General features: G+C 36.2%; 14 protein-coding genes. 5 read left to right on the top strand and 9 right to left on the bottom strand.

Features of this window, described 5'->3' with window-relative positions; all coding sequences use genetic code 11:
* Positions 1 to 144: 144 nt before the first annotated feature.
* Both OQ292_RS38855 and OQ292_RS38850 read right to left on the bottom strand, forming a co-directional pair.
* Entirely contained in the window at positions 145 to 2442 is a 2298-nt protein-coding gene (locus tag OQ292_RS38855; protein ID WP_284689576.1) for an FdhF/YdeP family oxidoreductase, read from the bottom strand.
* Between the two features lie 38 nt (positions 2443 to 2480).
* Complete coding sequence (locus tag OQ292_RS38850) at positions 2481 to 3872, bottom strand: alpha-L-fucosidase (RefSeq protein ID WP_284689575.1); 1392 nt, start codon at positions 3870 to 3872, stop codon at positions 2481 to 2483.
* A gap of 259 nt (positions 3873 to 4131) precedes the next feature.
* On the opposite strand from OQ292_RS38850, the gene OQ292_RS38845 reads away from it, so the two are divergent.
* Positions 4132 to 4890, top strand: coding sequence for an SDR family NAD(P)-dependent oxidoreductase (locus OQ292_RS38845; RefSeq protein WP_284689574.1), 759 nt, complete (start codon positions 4132 to 4134; stop codon positions 4888 to 4890).
* A gap of 65 nt (positions 4891 to 4955) precedes the next feature.
* On the opposite strand, the gene OQ292_RS38840 is transcribed toward OQ292_RS38845, so the two are convergent.
* Both OQ292_RS38840 and OQ292_RS38835 read right to left on the bottom strand, forming a co-directional pair.
* Positions 4956 to 6461 carry a RagB/SusD family nutrient uptake outer membrane protein gene (locus OQ292_RS38840; RefSeq protein ID WP_284689573.1) on the bottom strand — a complete coding sequence of 502 codons (1506 nt, stop codon included), beginning with the start codon at positions 6459 to 6461 and terminating at the stop codon, positions 4956 to 4958.
* A 53-nt stretch (positions 6462 to 6514) separates the two neighbouring features.
* The gene (locus OQ292_RS38835) at positions 6515 to 9622 is read right to left on the bottom strand and encodes a SusC/RagA family TonB-linked outer membrane protein (protein WP_284689643.1); all 3108 of its coding nucleotides are present in this window, start codon (positions 9620 to 9622) and stop codon (positions 6515 to 6517) included.
* Between the two features lie 356 nt (positions 9623 to 9978).
* On the opposite strand from OQ292_RS38835, the gene OQ292_RS38830 reads away from it, so the two are divergent.
* The 4 genes from OQ292_RS38830 to OQ292_RS38815 all read left to right on the top strand — a co-directional run bounded on the left by OQ292_RS38830 (position 9979) and on the right by OQ292_RS38815 (position 13616).
* The gene (locus tag OQ292_RS38830) at positions 9979 to 11181 is read left to right on the top strand and encodes a sensor histidine kinase (protein WP_284689642.1); all 1203 of its coding nucleotides are present in this window, start codon (positions 9979 to 9981) and stop codon (positions 11179 to 11181) included.
* Positions 11182 to 11331: 150 nt separating this feature from the next.
* Positions 11332 to 11625, top strand: coding sequence for a hypothetical protein (locus tag OQ292_RS38825; protein WP_284689641.1), 294 nt, complete (start codon positions 11332 to 11334; stop codon positions 11623 to 11625).
* Entirely contained in the window at positions 11610 to 11960 is a 351-nt protein-coding gene (locus OQ292_RS38820; RefSeq protein WP_284689640.1) for a hypothetical protein, read from the top strand. The genes OQ292_RS38825 and OQ292_RS38820 overlap by 16 nt, the downstream gene beginning before the upstream one ends.
* Positions 11961 to 11984: 24 nt before the next feature.
* Entirely contained in the window at positions 11985 to 13616 is a 1632-nt protein-coding gene (locus OQ292_RS38815) for a M28 family metallopeptidase (protein WP_284689639.1), read from the top strand.
* A 147-nt stretch (positions 13617 to 13763) separates the two neighbouring features.
* Here OQ292_RS38815 and OQ292_RS38810 read toward each other — a convergent pair whose 3' ends face one another.
* The 5 genes from OQ292_RS38810 to OQ292_RS38790 all read right to left on the bottom strand — a co-directional run bounded on the left by OQ292_RS38810 (position 13764) and on the right by OQ292_RS38790 (position 20889).
* Complete coding sequence (locus tag OQ292_RS38810) at positions 13764 to 14636, bottom strand: hypothetical protein (RefSeq protein WP_284689638.1); 873 nt, start codon at positions 14634 to 14636, stop codon at positions 13764 to 13766.
* Positions 14637 to 14830: 194 nt separating this feature from the next.
* Positions 14831 to 17584, bottom strand: coding sequence for a TonB-dependent receptor domain-containing protein (locus OQ292_RS38805; protein WP_284689637.1), 2754 nt, complete (start codon positions 17582 to 17584; stop codon positions 14831 to 14833).
* Positions 17585 to 17601: 17 nt separating this feature from the next.
* Complete coding sequence (locus tag OQ292_RS38800; RefSeq protein WP_284689636.1) at positions 17602 to 18645, bottom strand: FecR family protein; 1044 nt, start codon at positions 18643 to 18645, stop codon at positions 17602 to 17604.
* A gap of 93 nt (positions 18646 to 18738) precedes the next feature.
* Positions 18739 to 19320: an RNA polymerase sigma factor gene (locus tag OQ292_RS38795; RefSeq protein WP_284689635.1), complete on the bottom strand. Its 582-nt coding sequence runs from the start codon at positions 19318 to 19320 to the stop codon at positions 18739 to 18741.
* Positions 19321 to 19419: 99 nt separating this feature from the next.
* On the bottom strand, positions 19420 to 20889 hold the full coding sequence (locus OQ292_RS38790) for a hypothetical protein (RefSeq protein WP_284689634.1): 1470 nt from the start codon (positions 20887 to 20889) through the stop codon (positions 19420 to 19422).
* Positions 20890 to 20913 lie beyond the last annotated feature (24 nt).

Genomic DNA, 20913 nt, shown 5'->3' with positions numbered 1-20913 from the left:
AATGAGTTAGTAAAACTGCTGGACTACTAGGATACTGTGTGAAATATCACATTAGTGTGAACTAAAAGTAAAAATATTTCTGGAATAAAAAGAAAAAGCCGCAAAAAATTGCAGCTTTTTTGCCATTTTGACGACAAAAGGTACTTATATCTTTGCAACTTTTACTTGTACAGACTTACTAATTGGGGTATAACTTTTATCTGCAAAGTGGTTATGAGGTACTAAAATATTGGTTTCTGGGAAATAGGCAGCTAAGTTTCCCTGAGGAATATTATAAGGTATCACCAAAAAGTTTTCCGCTTTTCTTTCAATCCCTTCGTAGTAGCTCATCAGGTTTATGTGATCCATTTTTGCTAGACCTGCTTTTTGCATATCTCTTTCATTCATAAAAACCACTCTGCGCTCATTGTGAATCCCTCTGTATCTATCATTTAGACCATATATAGTAGTGTTAAATTGATCATGAGAGCGAATCGTCATCAACAAAAACTCATCATTACTTAATTTGTGTTGAGGTAACTTACATACAGAAAACTGTGCTTTGCCATCAGGCAATTTTGAGAAGTCTGCCACTCGTGCATTGTTAGGAAGATAAAATCCTGTAGAAGCAGATCGATTCGAATAATTATTAAAACCATTTAATACTTGCTCCATTTTAGTACGGAGTAATTCGTAATCTGTTCCGAGTCTTTTCCATTCCACTTGATGATTAGTACCAAAATAGGCATTTGCTATGCCTGCAACTATTTCTGGTTCACTTTTTAGGTTTCCTGATGCTGGTTTTAAAACGCCCTTTGTCCGATGCACTTTGCCCATACTATTCTCTACTGTGAGGTATCTTTGGTTAGCACCTTGCATGTCTTTTTCAGATCGACCTAAGGTAGGTAAAATGAGTGCAGTCTTGCCTGTTACCAAATGTGTACGATTGAGTTTTGTACTGATAGAAACTGTGAGTTCACAATTCGTAAGTGCTTCGGCAGTATATAATGTATCAGAAGCAGCAGATAAGAAGTTACCACCTAGTGCCAAGAACACTTTGGTTTTTCCTTCGTGCATGGCTTCAATCGCCCTTACTACATCTACACCTGCTTTAGTTGGTGGAGCAAAACCAAATGTATTTTCAATGGCTGAGTTTAATTTAGGAGACACATAGTGCATAATTCCCACTGTTCTATCTCCCTGCACATTGCTATGCCCTCTTACCGGGCAAGTTCCTGCTCCTGGTTTACCAATGCTTCCTTTTAGCAAAAGTAGGTTTACACATTCTTTGATGTTTTCAACTCCATTTTTATGTTGGGTTAAACCCATTGCCCAGCAAATAATAATCTTCTTCTTTTGAGTCAATAATTCAACGGCTTCATCTATGAGTTGAGCACTAACTCCACATTGATTTAAAAGATCAGCTTCATTGTAATTTTCTAAATCTGCCAGCAAAGCATCATAGCCACTGGTTTTTTCTTTGATAAATTCCTGATCGAAAACACCACCTTGCTCCTTCTCAAGTTTAGCCAGTTTTTTTATAATCAGCTTTAGAAGTGGTACATCTTGATTGACTTTAACCTGTAAAAAAATATCTGTCAATGAAGTACCACCGCCAGCAATGCCTTCTACCTGTTGTGGATTTTTAAATCTGATTAAACCAGCTTCTTCCAATGGATTTACGGCAATTATCTTCCCTCCTTGCTTCTTACATTTTTGCAAAGCCGAAAGCATTCTTGGGTGGTTTGTCCCGGGATTCTGTCCAATCACCATTACTACTTCCGCTTTCTCAAAGTCTTCGATGGTGACAGAACCTTTACCAATTCCTAAAGTTTCTGACAAAGCTACTCCGCTTGACTCATGGCACATGTTAGAACAGTCGGGCATATTGTTGGTGCCCAATGCCCTGGAAAACAAACCATATAAAAAAGCAGCTTCATTACTCGACCTGCCTGAAGTGTAAAAAATGGCTTCGTCTGGGGAATCTAATTCTTTGAGATGTTTTGCAGTTAATTGAAAAGCTTCTTCCCAAGTGATGGGTTCGTAATGGCTACTGTCTGGCTTTAATAAAAATGGTTCTGTAATTCTACCACTTTTACCAATCTCAAAGTCAGTCCATTCAGAAAGTTCTTCAACACTGTGTTTGCTAAAAAAATCTGCATCAACCCTTTTGCTTGTCGCTTCTTCGGCTAATGCTTTGGCTCCATTCTCACAATATTCACCCAAATTAGATCGGTGGTCTGGGTCAGGCCAAGCACAACCTGGACAATCAAACCCTTCTTTTTGGTTCATGTGAGAAAGTGTAGAGAGTGATTTAACCACTCCCATTTCTTTAAATGTATGCGATAATGCAGCCTTAACTCCGGGAATACCAGCAGCATAATCGGCTGGTTCTTTTAGTGTGATTCCTGTGTGTTTAATTGGTCCGGTTGCTGAAACCTTTCTTAATTTATTTTTTTCCATAAATATTATAGTTCCAGAAATTAAGGCTGCGAATTAGCCTATATTTCTACTTTAATAACACTGCAAATTTTATCTGGCGCAGCAGCAGGTAAATCAATTGAAGTATCGCTTATACTCAATTCTGAACTGTCTGCCATAAGTGTTGCTTTTGTAGCAGTACCACCAATGTTGCTTATATCCAGTTTGCCATTTGCAGGCCAGTTAAAAACATGTAAGTAAAGTGTATTTCCTTTTTTAGTTATTCTGCCCCAGTCAGGTGCTTCTACTGGGCTGGCTGTAGTACCATAAATAGATTCTCCATTTACTTTCATCCATTCTCCCATGGCTTGCAATCTCTCCACACTTGGTGTTGGAATTTCACCTTCGGCAGTAGGGCCTACATTTAATAGAAAGTTACCACCCTTAGAAGCAATGTCTACCAGATTTCTAATAAGTGTTTCATCAGATTTCCAGTTATCATCAAAAGATTTATAACCCCAAGTATCGTTCATGGTCATACAAGATTCCCAATCTAACCCAGGCATACCTGTTTCTGGTATTTCCTGTTCTGGTGTTCCAAAATCACCCGCAAAATCGCCTTCTTTATCCATCCCATTCATTCCTTGTCTACCTTTATCAACTCTATTATTAATAATAACATCAGGCTTTATTTCTCTGATGTATTGATATACATCTTTGCCCATTTCGCTAGTATACTCTGGTACCCACTCCCCATCAAACCACATTACACCAATATCGCCATAGTTTGTCAACAACTCTTTGATTTGCGGTTTCATGTAGTTCTCTAAGTATCTTGGAAAGTTTTCGCTTAGCACAGAATCTTCTCTACCAGTATTGTAGTTTGGTTCGAAGATAGACTGCGCATCTGGATGGTGCCAATCCATAATAGAATGATAAAAACACAGTTTTATACCTTCTTTCTCGCAAGCATCAGCCAAAGCTTTTAAAATGTCTTTTTTATAAGGAGAAGCATCCATTACATCCCACTCGCTTACTTTAGAATCCCAAAGCGCAAAACCATCATGATGTTTAGATGTAATTACAATGTATTTCATGCCTGCATTCTTGGCAATTGAAACCCACTGTTCTGCATTAAACTTTACAGGATTAAACTCTCCAGCAAACTTTTCATATTCTGCAATCGGAATGTGGAGGTGATCCATAATCCATTCTCCAATATTGTCGCTTTTGGTTCCATTCCATTCTCCCGCAGGTACAGCATACAATCCCCAATGAATAAACATACCAAAGCGTGCATCTTGCCACCATTCCATTCTGGCAGCTTTGGCTGTTTCACTTTCTTCGAGGTAGTTTACTGTTTCCATTTTTGGTTGTTCATCTTCTTTAATCTCTTCTTTTTTAGAAGAACAGGCTGTTCCAAATAAGCTTACTATTAAAGAAAGAAGGATAAGGTAATTTTTGTTTTTCATTTCTATAAAGTTTAAAAACTGATGTTTCTATAAATATTGATTGCTACAATTTAATTAGTTATTAGCATTTATCCATTTTAAGGGATATCCAATCCGGATAAATCAATTGTGAAATAATACATATTCTTAGAATACTTCTATAACAATAAATACACTTACAGATATACTTTTAGGTATACCTATAGTTACACCTTTTTGTATTCAATGATTATTCTTTTAAAAAGGCATCTTTAACTATATTCACCCATAAAAAAAGAATATGAAGTACACAGGTTTAGCAGGAAAGGCAGCAATTGTAACGGGAGCAACTAGCGGAATCGGTAAAGGCATTAGTCTAACATTACAATCGGAGAAAGTAAACCTAGTTCTATCTGGAAGAGATGCCAATAAGATAAAAGATGTAATTGGCCGCAATGAAGCCACCACCAAAATGTTAGCCGGAGACATTAAAACAGTTGACTACAACAAAGCTCTTGTAGATTTAGCTATTAAAGAGTTTGGCCAACTTAATTATCTGGTACTTTCTGCCGGGCAACTTGGTATTGGTGCTTTAGACAAATTGAGCATTGAAGATTGGAACAACACAATCGCCACTAATTTAAATGCCGTATTTTATTTACTGAAGTATGCGATACCTGTAATTAAAAATAGTGGAGGTGGAAGTATTGTAATTATTGGGTCGGTGGCTGCTCATCATGCCTTTCCAAATCACCCAGCTTATTGCGCTTCAAAAGGGGCATTGGAGGCTTTAGTAAGACAAGTTGCCGCTGATTATGGCCCTGATATAAGAATTAACTTGGTAAACCCTGCACAAGTGCAAACACCATTATTAGAAGCATCTGTTGAGGCATTTCCGAACCCTGATGAGATTTTGGCTGAGACTGCAAACAAGCTCCCGATGAAGCGAATTGGTACACCTCAGGATATTGCCAACACTACACTTTTTTTACTGAGTGACGATGCTTCTTGGACAACAGGAAGCTCCTTCAATATAGATGGTGGTTTTTTGGCCACTTAAAACAAAAACTCCCTGAGTAGGATCAGGGAGTTTAATCAAAACACTGTGTAAAATATGAATAGAAATCAATAACCAGGATTCTGATCGGCCTGACTAATATTTTCATTGGCATCTATCTCATGACTTGGGATAGGTAACAATTCATGTTTGCTCGCAGAGTAATTAGGTACCACTTCTGGAAGTAACCCCCATCTCTTTAAATCTCTATATCTTATTTGCTCTCCGCAAAGCTCAACAGCTCTTTCGTGAACAATAGCATCCATAAAGCCATCTAATGTTGAAACTGGATAACCAGCAGCATCCATATCGGCAGAACCATATAAAGGCATATCTACATTCGGTCTAGATCTTATCATGTTCATGAGTATTACGCCACCTGTTACATCTCCAGTTTGAGCTTTAGCTTCGGCAGCCATTAACAACACATCAGCATAGCGAATAATTCTAAAGTTCACACCCGAATTGGTATCTTCTCTTTCTTGTTTGTAGTAGCGTTGGTATTTTCTCCAGCTTCCCAATTCATCAGGAATAGTTACATTCCCTTCAATCACAAATTCATCGTTAGGCCCGTAAGTATCACCCGGAAAATAAAAAGACATATCATATCTTGGGTCACCTTCTTCGAATTCTGCTAAAAGCTCATCAGAAGGAATTACATTTCTCCATGCACTAAACCCATATTCTTGTCCTCTGAAAGTAACTTCTGAAACGCCACTACCATCTCCACCCCAAGCGCCACCTCCACCAAAAGTAGAATTGTACTGCACCTCAAAAATTGACTCTGAATTGTGTTCACCTTCTTCAGTAAAATTATCGTAAAAATCGTCTTGTAATGAATGCTCGCCAGAATCAATTACTTTTTGTAACTCAGTAAGTGCTTCAGCATATTCTTCTCTAAATAATCTTATTTTACCTTTTAATGCCTGAGCTGCTGTTTTTGTAGCCCTGCCTAAATCTGCCGATGCGTAAGTAGATTTTTGAGGAAGGTTTGTTTCTGCATAATCTAAATCGTCAAATATAAGATCGTATATTTCTGATGCAGCAGTTCTTGGATTACCTACAGGCTCAGTAGCAACTTCTGTATACATTGGAACATCTCCAAATCTGGAAACCAATTCGAAATAATAAAATGCACGCATAAATTTAGCTTCACCTACATATCTCTTTCTTAGAGTTTCTGAAATTGCTTCTTCTGGAACAGTGTTCTCATTTTGGATAACCAGATTTGCTCTTGAAATTCCTTGATAATTTACATTCCAGAATGCTTGAAAACCAGGGTTTGAACCATCAAAAGAATAATCGATGTACTGTCTTAAATCTGCACCAAGACTACCCATACCAAAACACTCTTGAGCCATTAGGTCATTCATAAAGAAATAATACCTGTTGTAGAAACCCGGAGTTTGCAAACTTGTATAAGCAGCATTGGTTGCTGCTTCCATTTGAGCTGCCGACTCAAAGAAGGTGGAGGTAGACAATTGGTTAGGATTACTTTTATCCAGTGCGTCTTCGTCGCAAGCTCCAAATAGAAGCAATACTACCGACAATGTTAAAAATATCTTTCTTTTCATATTTATATGGAATTACTATTTATATCAAATTTTAAATGATGAATTAAACTGACTTAGAAACTGATTTGTACACCACCAAGGAAAGTTCTAGGCTGCGGATAGTTACCTCTGTCTACGCCTAACTGCAATGTTGTATTTTCTCCTCTAAATCCGCCAATTTCAGGATCATAACCAGAATAATTGGTGATGGTAAATAAGTTTTGAGAGCTTACATACACTCTTACATTAGAGATAAATCCGCTACCAATATTTTCAAGTAAACTGCTTGGAAGTGTATAACCTAATGCTATGTTTCTCATTCTAAGAAAAGAACCATCTTCAACATATCTGTTAGATGCTCTGGCATTTCTGTTAGGGTCACCAGTAACTCCTCTTGGAATTGTATTAGATGTACCAGCTCCTGTCCATCTGTTTAACACAGAAGTACCTGCGTTAAATACTCTTGTCATTCCTTCTAAATCGTAGATGTTGGTATTGTAGATATCATTACCAGAAACTCCCTGAATAAACAAGGTAAAATCAAAACCTTTATAATTTGCAGTGGCATTTAAACCATAAGTAAAATCTGGGAATGGATTACCCAAATTAACTTTATCGTTTGCATCAATTACTCCATCAGGAGCAGTAAGGTTTCCATTTTCGTCTGGAGCACCAGCTAAATCTTTAAAGCGAATATCTCCTGGTGCTGCATTATCTTGTGTTGCATGTGCAGCTACTTCATCATCAGATTGAAATATGCCATCGGTTTGCCATCCAAAAAAGTAAGCGATTGGTTGGCCCTCTATTGTTTGCGTAATATTATCTCCTTCAAAATTAAATGAATTAATAGGGTTACCACCACCTAAAGAAACTACTTCGTTTTTAACATGAGAAAGGTTAGCATCTACAGACCATTGGAATTCTCCTTCTGCATCTCTATAGCCTAGCGTTACTTCGAAACCTTTGTTAGAAACTGTACCCGCATTTACATATGGAGAACCAGAAAGGCCTAGTGAAGCAGCCAAAGGAACTTGCACTAATACATCTTGAGTTTCATTATCAAAATATTCTAGTGCCATAGATACTTTCCCGTCTAACACAGACATATCTAGACCTATGTTTAGCATTTCTGTAGTTTCCCATTTTAGAGCAGGGTTTGCTAATTCTGTAACTGTAGAAGCAGAAGCTAACACACCATCTTGGAAGCTATAAGCATAATTGCTATTAATAGTTGCTTGATAGCCATAGTTACCAATGTTTTGGTTACCTGCCTGCCCCCAACTACCTCTCAATTTTAAGTCTGTGATAAAGTCTACACTTTGCAAGAAAGGCTCTTGGCTAATTCTCCAACCTACAGAAACTGAAGGGAAAGTACCCCATTTATTTTCGGGGCCGAATCTAGCAGATCCATCGCGTCTTACTGAAGCAGAAAGCAGGTATTTACCATCGTAGTCGTAGTTAACTCTACCCAAATAAGAAATTAATGCCCATTCAGATCTACCACTTGTTGCAGAAAGTGCTTCTGTTGTAAGCTGTTCAATTACGTTAGAAATACTGTTTTGGCTAGACGTATTTGTATTAGTACTTACTGATGTTTGCTTCTCAATAACCCCCAATACATTTAAATTATGTTTGTCTGCAAAAGTTCTATCATAAGTTAAGCTGTTGGTAATTAATGGAGAGATGTAGTTTCTTCTATTTTGAGTAATAGCTGCAAAATCTACATTGTGAAAATCACCATTATCGTAAGCAGGTCTAAAAGTATAGTAGTCTGCGTAGGTCATATCAATACCCAATAACAACTTATACTTTAAGCCCTCAATAATTTCTAATTCACCGTAAACAGTACCTAATATTTTAGTCGCATCAGTATGTTGATCATTAAGCATTGCAACACTTACAGGGTTTTCTGCATCATTATCATCCACCTGATCTGGCCCTTTAAAACCTCCTAAATTAGATTGCTCTAAACCCGTAATCGCAACATAGTCGCTGTAATACACTGGCAAATAAGGCGCTGATTTTATAGTATGTTCAATCTGCGACCTACCACCATTATAAGGTTCACTTTGAGTTTCTGAATAAGCAATAGAAAGTGTTTGACCTACCTTAAACTTCTTGCCAACATTAAATTCGCTGTTTGCTCTTATAGAATATCTCTCGAAGCCAGTGTTTAGCATTGTACCTTCTTGATCGAAATAACCACCTGAGATATTATACATCGAATTCTCACCACCACCAGAAACATTGGCATTGTAACTTTGAATTACACCAGTCTGAAAAATTTGATCTTGCCAATCTGTATTGTTGTTGAGCAAGCTAGACCACTGAGTATCTGTAAATCTTGAAGGAACTGATAAGCCTGCATTTGTTTGTATTTCAGAAGCATAGTCTATGTATTGTTCTGTGTTAAGCAAGTCTAGTGTTTTCCACACTTTTTGTACACCAGCATAAGAGTCTATAGAAACTCTTGTTTTACCTCTGGTACCTTTTTTAGTAGTAATTAAAATTACACCATTTGCCGCTCTTGAACCATAAATAGCTGCTGCAGAAGCATCTTTTAATACTTCCATAGATTCAATATCATTCGGATTAATTTGGTTTAGATCACCAGATGGCATACCATCAATTACATAAAGTGGTGAGTTATCGTTTGGTGTACCTACCCCTCTGATACGCACTGTTGCACCTTGCCCAGGAGCACCATTGTTTACTACTGTAACACCTGCTGCCCTACCCTGCAATGCTTGGTCTGGACTAATTACCGGAACAGATGTTATTTCTTCTGATTTTACGGATGAAATCGCCCCAATTACTTTTGCTCTTTCCTGAGTACCATAACCAACAACCATTACTTCTTCTAGTTGCTGTACATCTTCATCTAAGGAGATATCGAAATTAGTTTGATTACCAATCGAAAGTTCTTTGGACACATAACCAATATAAGAAATCACCAACATTTCAGCATTTGGAGGTAGTATTAAATCAAAGTTTCCATTAACATCTGTAGATGTGCCTGTTGTAGTACCTTTTACAAGTATGCTTGCCCCGGGGATTCCCAATCCGTCTGAAGCGGCCACAATTTTACCTGTAATCCTCTTATCCTGCGCGATAGCCATGCTAATTGCTGAAAAAAATAAAAGTATTGCTGCAGCGATACTTTTAGAGTAACAATCATTCATAATCATATTTAAGTTAAAATAAGGTAAATAGAGTATGATAAAGATTGCTTATTTTATTAATAACACTATCCTGTACTTTCATGACGGCATCATGTATAACAAAATACATCCATGTATCACTAAATATTATGACTCTTACAAGTGTTGCCGTTTCTAATACTCACCTTGTTGTGTGATTACATTATTTTAACTAATTTTAATCGCACAATAAACAGCTATAGTTTTCAATCATATTCATCTTTTAATTTTCTAAATCTCATAATTATTTATAATATAATCGGCAACAATATGTTGTGTGATGTATTTGGTCAATTTTATTCATACATCCCTGTGCAGGATGAATATTGTATATCTACATGATAAAACCGGAGCTACCAGAGAATGAAAGTGAGAGGTTAAAGGCATTAGAAGCATATCAGATACTCGATACAGAGCCAGAGCTAGAGTTTGAAGATATTACATCTATAGCTTCTCAAATATGCGGAACACCTATATCTCTTATTACTCTTTTAGATTCAAATAGACAGTGGTTTAAATCTAAAAGAGGTATTGATATTTCAGAAACACCCAGAGATATAGCATTTTGTGCATATTCTGTTTTAGAACCTAATAAATTATTAATAGTAAATGATGCGACAAACGATGAGCGATTTAAAGAAAACCCTTTGGTAAAGGGAGACCCACATGTGATATTTTATGCCGGTGCACCTCTGGTAACACCTACAGGTTACCCACTGGGTACATTATGTGTGATTGACAATAAACCCAACTCTATTAATGAAGAGCAGAAAAAAGCATTAACCTCACTTGCTAGACAAGTTGTAATTCAGCTTGAGTTAAAACGGGTAATAAAACAACAGATCGATGCTCAGCAAATGCTAAAGAAAGCCAATGAAGAGCTAAACAAATTTGCTTATATAGCTTCTCACGATATTAAAAATCCATTGCAGAGCATGATCGCTCTAAGTGATATTATTTTTGATGACCATGCACACCAACTAGATGATGAAGGCAAGCGCTTATTTAGCTTATTACAACAATCTGCAAACAATCTATCATTATTAGTAGATGAAATTTTGGAGTACTCAAAACTTCCAGATATTATCAATCTTAACAAAGAACACATTAATACAGAAGTACTGGTTAAGCAGTTATTCAATTTATTAAAAAAAACTGAAGATGTTCAACTTAATATAAAATCTCCGCTTCCGGTAATACACTCTAATAGAATGGCTCTTACTCAGGTTTTCCAAAACCTGATGAGCAATGCAATTAAATACAATAATTCTAAAAATCCTGAGATAAAAATTAAATGTACGGTAAATAAAGACTTTTACATATTTGCTGTAAAAGACAATGGAACAGGCATTCCCAAAAAACATCAAGCCAACATCTTTGAAATGTTCCAGACACTGGGTAAGAAAGATCGTTTTGGGAAAAAAGGCACAGGTATAGGACTTGCCACGGTAAAAAAACTAGTAGAAAGTATGGGTGGAGAGATTAAATTGGAGTCTAAACAAAATAAGGGAAGTACATTTATTTTTAGCATTAAAAAGTAATCTATAAGCCAATTTAAGCTTCAGGTATTTTTGCGCATATTTGCTTTTTTAGAACTAAAGCAATCAACTTTATGCAAAAACTTAAAGTCAATTATTTACAATTACTACTCATCATTTTTATTACTTCCAGCTTTCTACAAACAAACGCTGATGAAAGGAGATAAATTACCGGCAAACGAAAAACAAGAAATTGTAAGTAAGCTCAACAAATACACTGGTCTTTCAGAAAAATATATTAAACAAACTTTGCTAAGAGTAGAAATTGGCAGATTTACCAAAGAGTTTCTTCGCAGTGATATGAAAACTGTAGGCAGATTAGATGGTAGATTTACTGGTACTGATCTGGATGCAGCAGGTGAAAGATTGAGTATGACCCAAGCTATAATAAAACAATATATGGCCCTTATACCAGAGCGATTAATGATTATGTGCGTGCTGACTTAGATTATGAAAATGATCTTCCCTACGAAATTTTAACTGGTAGAGTGAGACCTTGGAATTGGGGAGTTGAAAATGAATATGTAGATGTTGCCAATACACTAAGAGCTTCGATGAATAAAAACCCACACTTAAAAGTATTGGTTTGCAATGGATTTTATGACTTAGCCACTCCATACTTTGCTACAGCCTACACTTTTAATCATCTATTCTTAAATGAAAAATTGCAGAAAAACATCTCAATGACTTACTATGAAGCTGGCCATATGATGTATATTCACATGCCATCTCTACAACAATTAAAAAGGGATGTAGCTAATTTTTATCAAAGCTCTAAATAAAATTGAACTGCAACATTAATGATTATGAATTTTAAAAACGTTAGTTTAAGCATAACCTTTCTATTTGCTGTTGTTTTTACTTCTTGCAATAAAGGAGAAGAGAAACCACAAACTAGTAAGATCACTGCCGACGAAATATCTTACTACCTCAAAACTCTGGCATCAGACGATTTTGAAGGTAGAAAACCATTTACAGAGGGCGAAACTAAAACCCTAAACTTTCTGGAAAGTGAGTTTAAGAAAATGGGCTTAGAGCCAGGAAATAGAGACAGCTATTTTCAGGAAGTACCAATGGTAGAAACTACCGGTATACCCGCTGAAACTATGGAAGTAAAAGGGGCAGAATCTTTTACTTTTAAGGTGAAGGATGATTTTATCGTGTATACAGAAAGAGAGACTGAAAAGGCATCATTAAACAAGTCTGAACTTGTTTTTTGTGGATATGGAATAGTTGCACCAGAATACAATTGGAACGATTACGAAGGTATTGATATGAAGGGTAAAACAGCAGTTGTATTGGTAAACGACCCCGGTTTCGGTAGTGAAGACAGCACCTTCTTTAAAGGAAATATTATGACCTACTATGGCAGATGGACATACAAATACGAAGAAGCTGCCAGACAGGGTGCAGAAGGGATCATCATCGTTCATGAAACTCGCTCAGCAGGTTATCCGTGGAGTGTGGTTGCCAACTCATGGTCTGGAGCAAAGCTTAATCTGGTTAGCGAAGATAAAGGAGCTTCGAAATGTGCCATTCAAGGTTGGATAACTCTTAAAACTGCTGCGCAACTTTTTAAAGCAGCAGGTATTGATAATTACACTGGTAAAGCAGCCACACCGGGTTTTAAACCAGAATCTATGGGTATGTCGGTTTCTGTTTCGTTGGAAAATAAACTTCAATATGATGAATCTAAAAATGTTTTAGCCAAAATAACTGGTAGCAATAAAGCCGATGAAGTAATTCTTTACAGTGCACATTGGGATCACTTAGGAATTGGTTTAGCTATTGACAATGATTCAATATATAATGGTGCACTTGATAATGCGAGCGGTGTAGCTTGTATGATGGCAATCGCTCAAAACATTAAAAAATCTGGAATAAAACCAGAGAGAACAATCTTGTTTAATATTGTTACTGCCGAAGAACAAGGCTTATTAGGTTCAGCTTATTATGTTTCCCATCCTGTATATCCAATAGAAAAAACTGTGGCAAACCTTAATATGGATATGATGGCTGCATTTGGAGAAATGAAGGATTTAACGGTGATAGGTTATGGACAATCTGAGCTAGAAGATTATGCAGAAGAAATTGCTAAAACACAAGGTAGATATATAATGCCAAATCAGCATCCGGGAGCAGGATTGTTCTTTAGATCAGATCATTTCAACTTTGCCAAAGTAGGTATTCCTGCATTTTTTGCAAGTGGTGCTTACGAGCATAAAGAAAAAGGGAAGGAATATGCAAAAGAGCAAATGAATAACTTTACATCTAACGATTATCATAGACCGTCAGACGAATACAGACCTGAAACACAGGATTTAGGTGGTATGGTACAAGATGCAGAATTATATATGGATTTAGGATTAAAGTTGGCTAATGAACCAATTTACCCAAAATGGAAAGACGGTTCTGAATTTAAACAGATGAGGCCGTAATGAAAACAAGAGAAAGAAAGGCTCAAAGAGCCTTTTTTCTCACCCTAGCACATTTAAATTAGCGCTATCTCTGATCATTGACACTATTACCATCAGAAATAATCTTGAGTTTGAATGTCAATCATTCTAAAACATATCAAACCTTTATTAGTCATTATCACCTTTATGGTGCCTAGACCTTTTTTTAATTCTATAATTCATCGTAATTTCTTCTGTTCCGTCTTCTGTAGTAAGCGTTGCTGTATTATCACACTCTCCATCTCCAAAATCTAGTGTACTAGTTTCACCATCTACTACAGTTTCAATAATACCGCTTATTATCCACGGACAATCATTTGATTTTACCAGAGCCTCAGTAATCGTTTTCGTATACGATACATCTTCTGCTGATACACCACTTGCAGAACCTGTAATTTCAAACACATCATCACTTCTATCGTCTGTGTCTGTACCAGAAGTTTGTGTATATGTTCTGGTAGATTCTCTTGTAATTACATCTCCGTCTTCAGTAGTTATTTTACCACCTTTTAAAGTACAGGTGTACACTGTTTCGCTTACAATTGTTCGTGTTCTGGTACCTTCAATCAAATTTCCATTTACATAAAAATCTTCAAATGTTTCAATTACCTGAGCTCCAACTACACTCATAGAATCTGTAATGGTTATAATAATCTTTCCGCTCTTTGTCATTCCGTAACCATTGTCACAATCTTCTCCATACTCTATGGTAATTACCTTCGGGTAGCCACCATCTTCTGGTTCTTCTACCGTTCTGGTTGCACAAGCTCCTCGGCCAAAACCTTTTCCAAATCTTCCATTACTCATTTCTGAAAGGTCGACAGCATCGTCAACATCAGATTTGAGTTCCGTAAATACATTTTCTGTAAAAGCAGTTTCTTCAATTACAGATTCCGGGTCAACGTTTTCATCTTCAGTATTACTACAAGATGCTAAGACAAACATTAAAATCAAGGAAACCAGTGTGGCTCCCATAAAGATGCGTGAGTCTATTTTTTTCATCTTTTTAATAGTTAGTTGTTTAAAGTTAAGCTAGTCCTGATTTCACAAAACACATTTTTATCTAGCCCATGAAAATCTCAAACTTTGATTTTTCATAGTATTTCATATGCCGCAAAAATTAATTTTAACCTATCAGGATAGATATCCGGAACAAAATAACACTAGGATTGCATTGAATACACTTTGTTATAAAGTTAAAATTTCAAATTCAGGAATAAACTGAACGATCGTCCTAACAAATACTGGTCATAATAAAACAAACGCTGTATCTGCTGCTGCTCCTGGTTGTTATTATAAATATCTTGTTTATCGTAAATGAAAGACCTACTACCTACATTATCTCTATCGTAAAGGTTGAATATAGAACATCCAACATTTCCGAAAATCTTACCTATTTTTAAATCGTAGCTTAAAGAAGCATCCATTCTATTATAGACTGGCAAACGCTCATTGTTTTTATCGGTGTATAAAATTCTGGTTACAGATTCATATCTTCCCTCCCTTTCTTCTTCTTCAGAAACTATTTGGGTAGGTGACGAATAAGGCAAGCCTGATCCATATACCCAGTCTAGTGAAAAATTAAATTTACCCGACTCCAAAAAGTACATCAATTTAACTTCATGTCGCTGATCGTTATCTGCATAGAATTCTATACCATTATTTAATTGATCAAACTGGTTTTTTACACTTGCTAAACTATAAGATGCTGAAATAGCTGAATTATCCATTTGTTTACCAAGATAAACATCCATCCCTTTTGCAGCTCCAGTTCCATTTTCGATCAATCTTTGAAACTCCCATTCTGAGCGCAAAGCACTTGCATCCATTAGGTTTTGATATCCTGCTCTTACCAGTCCATCTATGTTTCTGTAATAAAACCCAATTTCTGCAGTCCAGTCATTTTTCTTATATAAGAAACCTGTTTGATAATGCTCGGCAGTTAACAAAGAAACATCTCCATTTCCTGCAAGCACCCAAAAATCCTGATTAAAGGTATTTGGTAAATCGCTTCCGGCCTGACTTATAAACTGATAATATCTACCAGCTGACGCACTAAATATTAAATCTGATGACATCTCCCAGGTTAATGATAATCTGGGAGCAAGGTGGAATTTGTTAGTGGCTGAGTAATAGGTGTTCCTTAAACCGGCTGTAATACTTAAATTATTAACTGGCTTAAAAGTATTCTGGGCAAAAAAACCTGCCTGCATACCTTCAGTTCCTAATATTTTTGTATTACTACTACCTATTACATTGTCTTCATAGCTGATGTCATTATTCACAAGGAATACTCCGAAGTCAACCAGATTTTTAGTGTTCAGATGATATTCAAAATCAAGCCTGGCCGCAAGCTCTTTCAGTTCATTATATCTCCCTATTGAAATACTGTTAGCATTTAAACTGTCGTATTCCATAAAGGAGCTAGAAATATTAGTGTAGTAATCTTTGTTGTATTTAGAATATCCTACACTCGCTGTACTAAATAGTCTTTCGTTCCAGTATCTACTCCATTTTATACCTGCACCAGTATTTGATAGTATATAGTCTTCAGATTTTGTTTCTACTGCTTCTTTGTTTAGAGACTTAAGCCAAATATTTTCACTTTGGAAATAATCGTCTTTACCTCTGTAGAAGCTAAAAGAAATTACATCTTTTTCAGTCGGATTCCAGCTGAGTTTAGAATGTACATCATAATAGTAGTAATTATCATCTACATCTTCAGGTGTGTTCCTCCTGTTAAAACCTACACTAAGCTCTGGTACATCGAACTCTGCGTAATTATATATCTTGTCAAAGAGCGGCGTCTGCACTATATCTGTATATGACCTTCTGAAAGAAACTAGTGCAGTAAGTTTATCGCTTAATGGTGCTTCAGCTGTAACATCGGCACTCAGCATATTTAAACCTATATTCACAGAAGGTTTGTATTTATTTCCTGTTTTTCCGGTGATATCCAATACGCTGGATATTCTACCACCATATCTGGCATCGAAACCACCTTTGTACATTCTTATGTCTTTTACAGCATTCATGTTAATTGAGCTGAAAAAACCAAAAAGGTGATCTAGGTGATAAATAGTAAAACCATCAAAAATAACCAGGTTCTGATCGGGTAACCCTCCTCTAACTTGCAAGCCCGAAGCGTTTTCGTTAGAAATACTAATACCCGGTAACAGTTGTAAACTTCTGAAAATATCTTTCTCTCCAATTTGCGGTAACTTAGAAACCTCTTTCGGATTTATAGTTACCTGCCCCGACTCACCATTCATATCGATAATCTCAGGTGGTGTATTTGAAACCTCTACTTCTTTTAAATAAGCGGGAGAACTGGTAAGTTGTACTTCCATTAAACCCTGCTTAAAAGCCTGAAGACTGATGGTATTAGATTGATAACCCAAATGGCTAATTCTAATACTATCTGGATTTACACCACTGGCTGTTAAGGAAAAATATCCTTCCTGATTTGCCACTGTCCCCTCTTTTCTGTCTGGCAACCATACTGTCGCATATGGTATTGCCTCTCCTGTTTCACTATCTTTTATAATACCAGTTAATACAAACTTATTCCCGTTTTCGGAAACCGATAAACCGGAATCTTTTACTTCAGTATTTTTACTTCTTCTTATTACTAATCTATTCTTTGCCAACAGTATGTATTCAAGTCCGGTGTCATCTAAAATGTATTCCCAGGCTTTTTCTAAAGAAGCATTTTTAATGCTGGCATTTACTTTTATTTCTTCTATTACTGCCTTTTCAAAAGCTATTTCCAGATTATAATTTTGTTTCATTTTCTGGATCACTTCTGTAAGCGGCGCTTCGTTAAACTCTTCGTTTACCTCAACTTTATCCTGTGCTTGAATCGGGCATACTCTTCCCATTACACTCAAAATTAAGAGTGTTATAACAAAGTATAGTTTGCTTTTCAGCTTATCCACCGAGGCTTTCATACAACAGGAAAGTTGTTCTAGTCCTCTTCAATAACAATAAGCAGGCTGTCTTCAGCTATCTTATATTCCAGTTCCATAGGCAAACAAATCATTTTTAACGCTTCATCAAGATCTTCACTAGTAAACGACCCTGAATATTTTCTATCCTTTATATCCGTGTTCACTTTCACTTCAAAACCGTATTGTCTTTGCAACTCATCCAGCACTTCAATTAATGATACATCTTCAAACCTAAACACTCCTGTTCTCCAAGCTACTGTACCTTCTGGTTTAAAATCACTTCGCTGAACTTTGTTGTTTACAATCGATACCTTATTTCCCGGAGTTAATACCTCTTCTATATCTGCTTTACTATTCGTTACACCAACTTTACCTGTATAACAAGCTACTTCGAATCTTTGAGCTCTTTCAAATACATTAAAGCTAGTACCCATTACTCTTACATTTCCCTGAGAAGTTTCTACCGTAAATTTTTCACCTTTCTTTACTTCAAAGAAAGCTTCGCCGTCTAAATCTACTTTTCTCTCGTCTTTCCAGCTTTGCTCGTTAAAGCTAATTTTAGATTCTGCATTTAAGGTAACTACAGATCCATCTGGTAAAGTAACAGCCAATTGTTCACCAACTCCCGTTTCGAAATTTTTGTCGGTATTTGATGACCACCACCAGAAAAATCCTAAAAGCAACAAAATGGAAGCCGCAGCTGGCATAGCATATCTCCATGTATTTTTATTATTACTAGTAGAATTGTTATTCTGATTTAATTGTATAACAGGTGTTTCAGTCTCTTTTTCTATTACAGTATCCTCATGCATGCCAGATTGTATTTTTGCCCACATATTGTTGATCTTATCTTGACTAATATCAAGTTCAGTATCTTTTGCATGCATTAAAGAAATCAGACTCTTTGCCTGTTCTACTGCCTGTTGCTTTTCAGAATGTACCGATAACCAGCTCTCCCAATCTCCCCCTCCTTTGCCTGATTTTACCCAAGCCAGAAAAGCTTCATCGGCAGCGAAATCCTCTGCTTCGTATTGGCGATATTTTTCTGAATTATTTAACATTCTTTTTCTTATTTAATCAAGTAAGACTAGTTTTTTAACTATGTACTCACAAATTTTCAACTTTTCTTAAAAAAATTATTAACTCACTGGTAATCAGTTAAATAAATTTATAAATAATAATATTATTACATTTATTATCTGAGGTAATACCGCTTTTATCGATTTTAAAGCATTGTGTAATAGGTTTCTTACCGACTGGTAATTGATACCCAATGCTTCTTCGATTTCTTTGTAACTAAGTTCTTGATAATATTTTAGGTAGATTACTTCTTTTTGTCTTTTAGACAATTTTTCAAAGGCCTGGGTCACCTTTCTTTTCTTCTCGTCTTGCAGCTCTGAGTTGATGAGGATTTCTTCGAGATTAGCTTCTAATTGAAAGTCGTAATTCTCTGTATCTACATGTGCGTTAAGTGGTGTTTTTTGTTGAAGTTTGCGAATAATACGCCTTCTAAGTGCACCCAATAGATATCTCTTTACAGAGTCGGTATCACCAATTCTGTCTCTTTTATTCCATAAATCGAGAAAGAGCTCTTGGATGCAATCTTCAACTAATGCAGAATCTGTAGTAAAACGACTACCATATTTGTATAAAATACGAATATGATCATTATAAATCTTTTCGAATGCGAGTTTGTCACCTTTCCTGAACGCGTTCCAGGCCTGAATTTCTTCCATCTTAAAAAATTATCTTACTCAATTCTTCACATCGTAAAGGTAAGCAATATCAAAATTCAATCCCTAATTTGACTTTCAATCTGTTGCTTTTTATTTTTTCTAGGGATTTCCACTATCAAAAACAATCTCTCCTAAATTGCTATCGTCCCTTCTACTAGCACGAATTGACTTTATTTCTTCCATTTCTTCTTTCAGATTTTCAAAATAGTAGGCAAGCTCTCCTTCTTCACTCACTTTTAGTTCTCCTCCCAGATCATAAATCAAATCTTCCATAATCGCCTTTACCTGATCTCTATCTAATTGCTCTTCTCCCTTCTCTGCCTGATTTACAATTTGCATCAATCTTTCTTCCTGAACTATTCCGTTTGGAGATTGAAATACTATTTTCATCAATCTTTTACGGATATTATTTAAACGTATTTTGTTGTTTCTTTTCTTATTTTGAAGGTACCTCACTCCAGGAACAAGGAAGAATATTAAGCTAAATACAAACGGCACATACCCTAAAAAAATAGTTGCTAAGCTAGCAGTATCCATTGGTATACCTGGTAAAATCTCTAACAACCAACCTTGCATAATCTTAAATGAAACCACAAGGTTTACAGCACTCATCCCTCCTATAATTACATTTCTGGTAGATTTGTTGCCTGACTGTCTGTAAGGAGCTTCGTATTCATCCCAGTACCATTCAACCTCTTGTTCGTTTGATAAATCGCTATTGCCTCTTACCAAATCGTCAAAAGCACCATACAAAATACCTTTATCTGTTATTTCTGCTTTACCATTGTATTTAACCAGACATTCTGTAAAGAAATCTTCAGCTTCGTCTTTTTTCCAACCAGCCAATCCGATAATTTCAGACTGAACCATTACCGCTTTTTTCTCACGAAGGTAAGTGGCTACTTCTTTGTAATTCTCTAGTGGGTTGGGTTCTACTCTTGGTGGTCCAAAAACAAAATCATACACAGAAGCGACAAAGCTTTTCTTGGTTTCTCCACTTTTAGATTTTCTACCAATTGGCTCATATTCTTTGTAGCGGTAACCTCTGGGATCGGTTCTGTAAATGGTTCTTCGACTTACTGTATTATACATAAATAAGTCGCTGAATAAATCCATTATTAAATACATTTTGAAGAAGCCGATTCCTCCTCCACTGCCACCTCTATCAAAAGGGCTATCATCGTCGTCCCCACCTTTCGAGAGGCTTACTACCACTAAGCCGATCATTAAAACCAAAAAGATTACAAAATACACAACCAGTGTAATCGTAATCCAGATACGGAAAAGAAATTTAAAAACCTTCCAAGATGTTGCTTTTACCTCTTCCCATATTTCTTTAAAAGTCTTCTTGCCTCTACGTTGTAGGGTTTTGCCGAAATCGTAAATAAGGTCACCGTTTTCGGTAACCTTTAACTTACTTTCATATTTCTCTAGTAACTGATCCAAAGCGTGTTTGGCATCATCCATATTAATTGCTGAAATAGATGCTGCATCGCCTATGGTTAATTGTTTTTTACCGGACTTCAGTTTTTTTTCTAGTGTTGTTAATCCTGTTTGTATCTCGTCCATAGCTTATTATGTTTTTCTCTTCTT

The sequence above is a fragment of the Chondrinema litorale genome, from assembly GCF_026250525.1.
GTDB classification, from domain to species: domain Bacteria; phylum Bacteroidota; class Bacteroidia; order Cytophagales; family Flammeovirgaceae; genus Chondrinema; species Chondrinema litorale.
This window is presented reverse-complemented; position numbering and strand designations above follow the sequence as displayed.